This is a genomic window from Prevotella jejuni (genome assembly GCF_900187995.1).
Lineage (GTDB): Bacteria > Bacteroidota > Bacteroidia > Bacteroidales > Bacteroidaceae > Prevotella > Prevotella jejuni.
The window spans coordinates 1-9,491 of the sequence record NZ_FZNZ01000059.1 but is presented as its reverse complement, the minus strand read 5'-3'; the positions used below and the strand labels follow the sequence as shown (position 1 = coordinate 9,491).

General features: G+C 41.1%; 7 protein-coding genes. 5 read left to right on the top strand and 2 right to left on the bottom strand.

Annotated features, from left to right (window positions below):
- Positions 1–289: transposase (locus tag CHB62_RS13845; RefSeq protein WP_089367293.1), on the top strand; the 289-nt coding region annotated here is incomplete at its 5' end.
- 177 nt (positions 290–466) lie between these two features.
- Here CHB62_RS13845 and CHB62_RS13840 read toward each other — a convergent pair.
- Together CHB62_RS13840 and CHB62_RS13835 are read right to left on the bottom strand one after the other, a co-directional pair.
- Positions 467–2,164 carry an ABC transporter ATP-binding protein gene (locus CHB62_RS13840; RefSeq protein WP_089367292.1) on the bottom strand — a complete coding sequence of 566 codons (1,698 nt, stop codon included), beginning with the start codon at positions 2,162–2,164 and terminating at the stop codon, positions 467–469.
- 2 nt (positions 2,165–2,166) lie between these two features.
- The gene (locus tag CHB62_RS13835) at positions 2,167–3,912 is read right to left on the bottom strand and encodes an ABC transporter ATP-binding protein (protein WP_089367291.1); all 1,746 of its coding nucleotides are present in this window, start codon (positions 3,910–3,912) and stop codon (positions 2,167–2,169) included.
- A 199-nt stretch (positions 3,913–4,111) separates the two neighbouring features.
- Between CHB62_RS13835 and CHB62_RS13830 the strand changes: the two genes are divergently transcribed.
- From CHB62_RS13830 to CHB62_RS13815, 4 genes are all read left to right on the top strand, one after another.
- Entirely contained in the window at positions 4,112–6,487 is a 2,376-nt protein-coding gene (locus tag CHB62_RS13830; RefSeq protein WP_089367290.1) for a TonB-dependent receptor, read from the top strand.
- Positions 6,488–6,505: 18 nt separating this feature from the next.
- Entirely contained in the window at positions 6,506–7,687 is a 1,182-nt protein-coding gene (locus tag CHB62_RS13825) for a DUF4374 domain-containing protein (protein WP_025836932.1), read from the top strand.
- A 126-nt stretch (positions 7,688–7,813) separates the two neighbouring features.
- On the top strand, positions 7,814–8,794 hold the full coding sequence (locus CHB62_RS13820) for a helix-turn-helix domain-containing protein (RefSeq protein WP_089367289.1): 981 nt from the start codon (positions 7,814–7,816) through the stop codon (positions 8,792–8,794).
- A gap of 83 nt (positions 8,795–8,877) precedes the next feature.
- Positions 8,878–9,204, top strand: coding sequence for an RteC domain-containing protein (locus CHB62_RS13815; protein ID WP_089367288.1), 327 nt, complete (start codon positions 8,878–8,880; stop codon positions 9,202–9,204).
- Positions 9,205–9,491 lie beyond the last annotated feature (287 nt).

Genomic DNA, 9,491 nt, shown 5'->3' with positions numbered 1-9,491 from the left:
AGGCATCAAGCATCGAGGACGAAGGTGCATAGAACCTGAAGCTGTTTTTGGACAAACAAAATATAATAAAGCCTACAAGAGGTTTAGGCATTTTGGAAAAGACAAGGTCAATATGGACTTTGCCTTCTTCGCTATTGCCTTTAACATAGGGAAAATGTGTAGAAAAACCAATCTCAAGGAAATAAAAGCCGTTATGGAGCTCCTTTTAGTCACCTTCAGATGCTGTATACAAGTTTATATAGGTTATTTAAAGCCCAATAAATCATTTTATATGAAATTAGCAGCATAGCTGCAGTAAATAACGAATTATGTGGTACACAAGGTAAAGGGGGGAGTAAAAAGAGGATGTGTCCATTTTGACACACCCTCTTTTCTTTACCTTTAGTAGAATCCTACTTATAGATTGAAAGTTGTCAAGTTATTAATTTGCATTTTGACACACCCTCCATATTTTTCATTGATTAGGTTATTGCATAGACAGCAATTTGCAGTACATTCCGTTTTTTGCTGCAAGTTCTGCATGCGTCCCATTCTCTACAAGTCGTCCTTTGTCCATCACAATAATCTGATTAGCATTACGGATGGTTTGCAAATGATGGGCAATGACCAAGACTGTGCGATTTCGGATAAGGGCAGACATTGCCTGTTGTATCTTATATTCATTGACAGGGTCAACATTGCTCGTTATCTCGTCCAAAAGAATGATGGGAGCGTCTTTCAAGAAAGCACGGGCGATTGAAAGCCTTTGTTTCTGCCCTCCGGAGAGTCCCAAACCGTTTTCTCCGATTTTTGTTTCATAACCTTCCGGCAGGCTGATGATAAAGTCGTGTATCATGGCTCTACGTGCTGCTTCTTCGATTTCTTCCTGCGTAGCATGTTGATTGCCCACTTTGATATTATTGGCAATGGTATCTGAAAAGAGAATAACATTTTGCATCACTACACTGATTTTACCGAGCAGATAATCATAGTCCATTTCTCGAATGTCTATACCACCGATACGGATACTGCCGGTCTGCGGTTCCCAGAAACGGAGTAACAGGCTGGTAATGGTTGTTTTACCAGAACCTGACGATCCGACAAGTGCCGTTACCGTTCCTTCGGGAACATGGAACGTGAGATTTTTCATCTCAAAACCTTCCTTCTCATAATGGAAATCCACTTTGTCAAAGGAAAGATTGAAATGGGTTGCTGTTTTCGGCTGTTCAGGATTGGTGATAACAGGAGCATTCAATAAATGGGAAATGCGTCCGTAACTATCTTTTACCTTGATGTAATTCAGCCAATGACTCTCCATATTGACAAAAGGTTTGTAGAATTCTTTTGAGACAATGATAAACATTAAATAAGCGAAAAGAGAAAGTTCCCCCTGCAGTGTCCACCAAAGACCGATTGTAGCCATCAGAGCGAAAGCCAATTCTATCAGGAAAGTGTATCTGCCCACACTCACAGCTGCCAAACGAGAAGTATTCTTACTGCTTTCTCCAAATTCACTGACAGAGTGGTCAAGTCTGTCACGGAACATTCCTTTTCCTCCAAACACTTTCAAAACTGGAATGCCCTTGACGTATTCTACAAAGAGGCTGACCATATCTGCCAGATTGTCCTGAGACTCTTCCTGTGCTTTCATTCCCGAGCGAATGCCCCGATACAGAGAAAACAGGGCAATAGGAAGAATGGCTACCATTGTCAATGCCATGCGCCAATCCACACAAAATAGTCCAATACCGAGTATTAGAGCTACAATGAAGTCGGCAGACATCCGTGTCCATAGATGTCCTACTACCATTTCCATATTATCAACGTCTTTGTGAATGATTGTACTTATCTCTCCCAGACGCTCATTGGTATAGAAGCCGAGTGAGAACATTTTCAGTTTCAGTATGATTTTCTCGCGGATACGTTCCACAAGATCAAATCCGGCAAAATGCTTACTCATATCGGCAATGGCATTGGATATGGTTTTCAAGACCAGCAGACTACCGAGTACCCATGCTGCCGAAATGAAAGAGATGCTTTCTCCATGTATATGACGGTCGATGAGAAACAAGACTGTGAGCATTATCGCCGTGCCGCAAAGGGCATAAACCACGAAAAACAGTGCGGAGATAATTAGATGCCGAACTCCGCGAGCGGTCAATTCATTCAGTATATTGCGTACCATTCTTATTCCTCCTCTTCTTTTAATTGCCATTTACTTACTTGCTCTTGCGTTTCCGTCATATTGCGGTACAGAGAACAGTCTTTCATCAGTTCTTGGTGTGTTCCTTTTGACACAACCTGCCCTTTGTCCATCACAACAATACGCTCCATATCCTGAATAGTATTGAGACGGTGAGCAATGGTAATGACGGTCTTGTTGCGCTGCAATTCATCAAGAGCTTCTTGGATTAGTTTCTCATTCTCTCCGTCCAATGCGGCAGTGGCTTCATCGAGAATAATTATTGGAGAGTCTTTGAGCAACATTCGAGCAATGGAAATACGCTGTTTTTCTCCGCCAGAGAATTTTATGCCGGCTTCGCCTGCCAGCGTATCATAACCATTCGGCAAGCCCATGATAAAATCATGAATACGAGCACGCTCTGCTGCCATTTCCACTTCCTTTTGTGTGGCGGTAGGTCTTCCAATACGGATATTGTCCCGAATACTTGTGTTAAAGAGAAAAACCTCCTGCTGTACCATCGAAAGATAATCAGCGATATTACGTTCGGAGAATTCCATAATATTCTCTCCTCCCAGTCGGATAGTCCCTGTTTGGGGGTGCCAGAACCCCATCATCAAACTTGCCAGCGTGGTTTTTCCCGACCCTGACTCGCCGACGATAGCAGTATGGCTTCCTCTCGGAAATTGAAGACATACATCTTTCAGTGCATTGTCTTTCTTGTTTGGATAGGAGAATGTAACATGCTCGAAACAAACATCCGTCTGTGTCGTATCTGTTTTCTTGTCCGCTGTTTCCTTTGTCTGTACCTCTGTAATGGACTGTACTTTTGCCAACGACTGACCATAGATGATTCGGAAATGTTGGAATGTAGCCAACTTAGCAAAGGAGGACGAGAACAATCCGCCCAATATCAAGGCAAGGATAAAACGAGCTACAGTTAATTCGCCCGAACTCATCATCCATAGTCCAATAAGAGTCATTACCACGATACCACCTTCCAAGAACATCGTTATCAATGTCATGGGAACGGTAACGCTAAACATGCTCCGCTTTACCCAACGGATGTAGTCGCGCATACCACCAAGTACCTGTTCCGTTCTGTTTTCCTCGTTACTGAAGGCTTTGATTACCGATATGGTAGCCACATATTCCAAAAGGTCTTCCGACATTTTTTGCGTACTTTCCATAAAGTGTTGAAAGCTCTTTCCCCAAAGTGTTTTGACAGCCATTTGCAGAAGAAATGCCACAGGTAAAAGAGAAATGAGCGACAGCCCCAAACGCCAGTCTAACACCATAATGATTACCCAGAGTAAGGCTGGAAAAAGAGTAGCCGAAAGGATTTCGGGTAATCCATGTGCTAAATAAATTTCAATTTGTTCCACATCGTGGTTAATAATATTCACCAAGTCGCCAACTTTCCGTTCTTGAAAGAAACCGAGCGGCAAGCGTTGCAGATGACTTATGATACGCAACCTCAATCGTGTAAGGGCATTGTAAGCCGACTGGTGTGCACGCCAAATCGAGGTTCCATAGAATACGCCTCTAAGCATTGCCAACAGTATCATTATTCCTCCAATACCCCAAACTATTATGGGAGAGAGTGTACTATTCATCAACTTGTCAACCGCCCACACTACAAGCAGTATAGGGAGTGTGCCTAAAATAAGGTGCAATATAACCACAGCATTGGAGAGCAGGCTACGGCTCTCCCGTTCCTCATCAAGGAGTCTGACTTTTTGTTTATCCATATATGTGTCGTTTTGATCTTTTCTGCTGCAAAAGTACGGCAACAAACAGGGATAAAATAACCCCGATAAGCATTATACTGCCCCAAAACAACAATTTGCTCGCATATAAACACAATAGGGGTATAAGCGTGGATAATAGGGTTATTTATTTGCTCGGCAGGTAAGTATCTTTGCACAGAATCTCACAAACAAATATGATATGTCAATCAGCTCAATAGTCCATTTATACAAAAGAATGCTCATTGTCGGCTTTCTATCGTTGTGGTCTTTTCCTATGTTTGCACAACTGCAACCAACAGAAATAAAAGTTATTAATGCAGAAAATGGGAACAGTATAGAATTTGCCACCGTACAATGGAAAGGTTTGAATGCTCCAACGTACACGAATAGTACGACTACAAACAGGAAAGGTATTGCAAAACTAAGTGCATCAAGTAATCAAAAACTTATGCTTATGGTAAGTTATGTCGGTTATCAGACCATTACCGATACGATTACTGCAAATGGGAAGCGTTATACCATAAGACTACTCCCGGAATCAACAGAGCTGGCAGATGTAGTCGTAGTAGGAAAAACAAGAGCACAAATACTCAGAGAGTCGCCTGAAGCAGTTTCTGTAATAAATGCGAAAGAACTTCAAGGCAGATCTATTTCGTTAGAAACCGTTTTGAATAAAACCATAGGTTTGAAAGTTGGGCAGACTGGCGGTTTGGGAAGCAGTTCGAGAATTATTGTTCATGGATTGGAAGGAAACCGCATTCAAATCTTATGGGACGGAATACCAATGAGTACTTCTGACGGGGCTTTTTCTCTTGATGAAATTCCGATAGACATTATAGAAAGAATAGAAGTCTATAAGAGTATCATACCCGCCCGTTTCGGATGTGATGGATTGGGGGGAGCCGTCAATATCGTTACTAAAGAGTTTAGTACGGATTATTTAGATGCCTCGTATGAATTCGGATCTTACCAAACACACAAAGGAAGTGTCTTCTCTCGCAAGAATTTTCCAAAGAGTGGCATTCTACTCGGTGCGGGAGGTTATTATACATCTGCAAAGAATGACTACTCTTTCAGAGTTCCCGAGAGAGAAAATCTGTTAGTAAGACGTGACCACGACCGTTTTCGTTCGTATATGTTGAAGGGAAAAATTGCTTTCACGAAACTTTGGCTCGATGAGATTAGTACCGAGTTCGGGTATTACAATCGTTTCAATGAAATCCAAGGTATCTTAAAAAACATACAACATGCCGAAAACAAATCAGGAATGTTTATGTTGGAAAACAAATTGATAAAAAGCGGAATGCTGAACGACCGCCTTAACTTTGAGTCCCATTTTTCCCTTTCACATACAACAAACAATTTTGTGGATACGGCACGAGTTAATCACGATTTCGAAGGAAACATATATCCGAGTCCGAATGGACAGGGAGAAACAGGGGATGTTCCTCACAACTCGAATGACAAAGGATTGGAAATCAATGAACGTATCAATTTTGATTACAAGTTGTCCGCCAATCACAGTTTGAATCTGAACACACTTATTAACTACGCCAGAAGACAACCGAGCGACAACATTGCAAGTCAGCATGCAGGTTTTGTTATCGGAGGATTTCCCAGTAAAAAGACCAGTTTCATTTCGGGGTTGACTTGGGAGTCAAAACTCTTTGATAAGAAACTGACGAATATGCTCTCCGCAAAGTATTTCCACCTCCATTCCGAGATAGAAGATTTGACTTCATACGAGATGATTGAGGCTCCGAAGAAAAAGAACAATACGACCTCACAAATAGGCTGGATAGAGGCTATAAAATACGAGCCTTTCAGAGGTTTTCACTTGAAAGCATCTTACCAGCGGGCAATACGCCTTCCCAATTCACAAGAACTATTCGGTGATGGTATCATCACCTTTCCTGCAGCCGGATTGAGACCAGAGAAAAGCCACAACTTCAATCTGGGGTTCTTAATAGACAAAAATGATGTCCTCGGCTTATCGCGATTGCAATTTGAAGTGAACAGCTTTTATATGCAGGTAAGCGATATGATAAAATTGATGAAACAACACATGGCAGCCGGATATGTAAACGCAGAAAAGGTACATATTAAAGGTATAGAAACCGAAATAAAATTGGACATATCGCCAACGGTCTATGCCTACGGAAATCTAACTTATCAGGATGTGCGTGATGTCTTGAACTATTTACCCGGTACCCAAGCCCCCAATCCGACAAAAGGATTGCGACTACCGAACATTCCCTATTTGTTCGCCAACTTCGGGGCGGAGTATCACAGCAACCGATTATTCAAGAATTGGTATGTCAAGGCTTTCTGGGACGGCAAATTTACTGAGGAGTTCTTCTACTTCTGGGAACTTACCGAATTACAGAAACGACGTATTCCCCGCAGTTTCGTCAATGACATAGGGCTATTGTTGACCTACAAAAGCAAATATTCCGTAGCCTTGGAATGCCATAATATAATGAACAAAGAAGTTTGGGACCAATTCCGCCAACCATTGGCAGGACGGACACTTCACCTCAAATTCAGATATGTCTTCTCAAAAGGAATTTTCTAATTTAATAAATATAAAAAGATGAATACAACAATTTTCAATCGTATAGCTTTTTCTGCTATGCTGGTCGGCTTCATAGGGCTGACATCTTGTAACAAAAATGATGAACCTACGCCTACTCCTCAAGAGGTGCAGCAACATTTCACCTTTGTGCATTATGTGGACAAAAGTGCTTATGTAGGGACATTCAGTGATTTGACTCCTCAAGCGACCGACAATAAGAAAGCATTTGAATTCGGGTTCGGTTGCTACCTCTTTGCTAAGGGTAATACAGTGCTTGTACCCGAAGGGAAATTCGGGGATAAGATACATAAGTTTACAAGAGGTGCCCATGGAGAACTGATAAAAGCAGGTACTATGACATTTGAACAGATGGCTCAACCCGGAGAAATTAACTTCGTTGATGAACAGCGGGCATACGTTGCTTTGCATGGACGTGGAAAAATTGCGTTAATCAATACTTCAACATTGCAAAAGGAAGATGAAATTGACCTCTCATCTTATGCGGTTCAAGACAACAATCCTGATCCCGGCTGTAATGTCATCCGTGATGGAAAGATGTATGTTGCCCTCAATCAGCTCAATTCGCCTCATACCTCCGTACCGGGTACTGGAGCAGAGGTAGCTATCATTGACCTCAAGACGAAAAAGACTGAAGTTATCAAAGATAACCGCACAAGTGTTGTAGGATTGTTCCGCCATTCTGACGCATTCATAGACGAGCGGGGTGACATCTACTTTTACAGTGCGGGTAACAACTTCAATGTTGCCAATAAGGAAGGTTTCCTGCGTATCCGCAAAGGAAGCGACAAATGGGATAGCGATTATCTGTTCAACCTATCGAAGACAACCATAAAAGGAATAGGTAAAACAGGGCAGTATATGATTAAGTCTTTCTATGCAGGTAATGGTATTGTGTATAGTTGCGTGAAAGTAACGGATACAGAATTTGGAATACTCAAGAAAGACTTCCAACCTGTGAAAATCGACATTTGGAACAAAACCATCGAAAAACTTGATTTGCCAATGACCGACAGCAATGGCTCTTTTGCTATAACTCGCTACAAGGACTTCATCGTCTTTGGAATGATATGTAACAATGGTACGGGGTATTACACCTACAATACCAAGACAGGCGAATGCTCGCAAAAACCAATTGTTACTGCCATAGGAGTTCCTTCAAGTTTAGTCGCATTTGAGTAAACTCTCATTAAAAACATTTCTCATGGAGCTATTGGTTCTTTTTTTGAGAGTAATACGGATAAAAACTTGCAATAATTCAAGTTTTTATCCGTGTTTGTTTGTAACTTTGCAAAAAGACATGATAAAATGACCATAGAATTTTGTGCAATCAATAAGCCTGAAGATTGGATGGAAATGGTTGCCGAACAATTTGGCACATCAGTAATAAACGATGGATTTACCATTCCTTCTTCTATTGGTAGTGGATTCTTCAAACAATATTATCCTCTGCCATGGCTAACATTGACTTATATCAGTTTCGTAGCATACGAACCGATAACTATGATACGTCGCTCGGTAGAAAACTCGAAATGGATTCCTGTCATGTTCTATATCAATGAGCATAAACACGAGCAGATAATTGGAACAAGTACAAAAACGGTCGGAGTGGACACGCTCGATGGCATTTTCATGCCTTCAAGTAGCATCCCGACTGAGTGGAGTTTTCCTCCAAAGAAACGATACGAAAATATTACACTGACTTTCAATAAGGATTGGATTGAAAAGATTGATGCAGCACATGAAACCTATATCGGTCGGCTTCTCCAATCGGACAAGGCTTTTTATTTGTTTGAGACCATTACACCTGCAATGCAACAGGTCTTGGATAACATTAAGTCTATAACTGAAATCGACAATCCTTTTTCAACGCTTCATTTGCATGGAAAAACTATGGAATTACTGACAATGTTCCTTGAAAAGCTCGAAAAACGTTCGGAAGTAAAATCTCTTGCCAACCTAAACTTGAATGATGTTGAATCAGTATTCCGTGTTCGTCGCCAGATTCTTCAAAGTCTCAGTAATGTACCGAGTATTCCCGAATTGGCGCGTGATGCCAATATGAGCAGTTCCAAATTACAAAAGTGCTTCAAGCAGGTTATTGGAAAAGCCATCGCAGAATATGCCCTATCCGAAAAGATGAAATGGGCAAAACGACTGCTTTCCACTCGCCTCTACTCGGTGTCAGAAGTAGGCTATAAAGTTGGATATACTAACCTCAGTCATTTCACAGAGGCTTTCTGCAAATATCACAGGATGAAACCTAAGCAATATCTTGATTCATTATAAGTTTTACACAAATATTACTTGCATTTTGAGGGTTATTTTGCCCTAAACAATCTTTCGAGCTTAGCCTGTAAAAATATCAGGCAATGAAAATAACGACATTTAAGTTTCATTTTTTTGCCGGAGTAACAATTTTATCATTGTCTTCTGGTATTTCTGTTTATTATTTAGTCGAACTCTTGTATGCTCTCGATACCTGCAATTGTATCAGTAATGGAGAAATTGGTATGGAGGAATTGGCACACACACTCTCTGAAATCTTCGGAGCGGAGATAAAGAACTGCTACAACGTATATATGAATATAAAGCATCGCAAAGATGACAGTCGCACTTATTTTCTTGACGAACTCCGTGAAAAAATCTATAAGCGGATGGTGGGGAGCGACCTGAAAGGCGGCAAGTTCAAGAAGTAGTAAATCAAAAGAGGGTGTGTCAAAATGTCCACATCCTCTTTTTTATGCACAAAGCCCCGACTTTCTCAAGCCAGGACTTTGCTATTTCCTAAAGTTTTTGTACCTTTAGGCATACAAAAAATCTCATTATGGCAAAGGTACACTTTCGTTCTTACATACACAAGAAAATGATTCTTTTTCCTCAAAGAATCGATAAGGATATCGCAGAAGATGACCCTGTTCGTCTTTTAGATGCCTTGGTGGATAATCTTATGTTGGATAATGTCTACAAGCTTTATAAGCCCAGT

Excerpts from the sequence above, each read along its gene's own strand:
- CHB62_RS13835 (WP_089367291.1), bottom strand. The coding sequence starts at position 3,912 with ATGGATAAACAAAAAGTCAGACTCCTTGATGAGGAACGGGAGAGCCGT.
- CHB62_RS13820 (WP_089367289.1), top strand. The coding sequence starts at position 7,814 with ATGACCATAGAATTTTGTGCAATCAATAAGCCTGAAGATTGGATGGAA.
- CHB62_RS13840 (WP_089367292.1), bottom strand. The coding sequence starts at position 2,164 with ATGGTACGCAATATACTGAATGAATTGACCGCTCGCGGAGTTCGGCAT.
- CHB62_RS13815 (WP_089367288.1), top strand. The coding sequence starts at position 8,878 with ATGAAAATAACGACATTTAAGTTTCATTTTTTTGCCGGAGTAACAATT.
- CHB62_RS13830 (WP_089367290.1), top strand. The coding sequence starts at position 4,112 with ATGTCAATCAGCTCAATAGTCCATTTATACAAAAGAATGCTCATTGTC.
- CHB62_RS13825 (WP_025836932.1), top strand. The coding sequence starts at position 6,506 with ATGAATACAACAATTTTCAATCGTATAGCTTTTTCTGCTATGCTGGTC.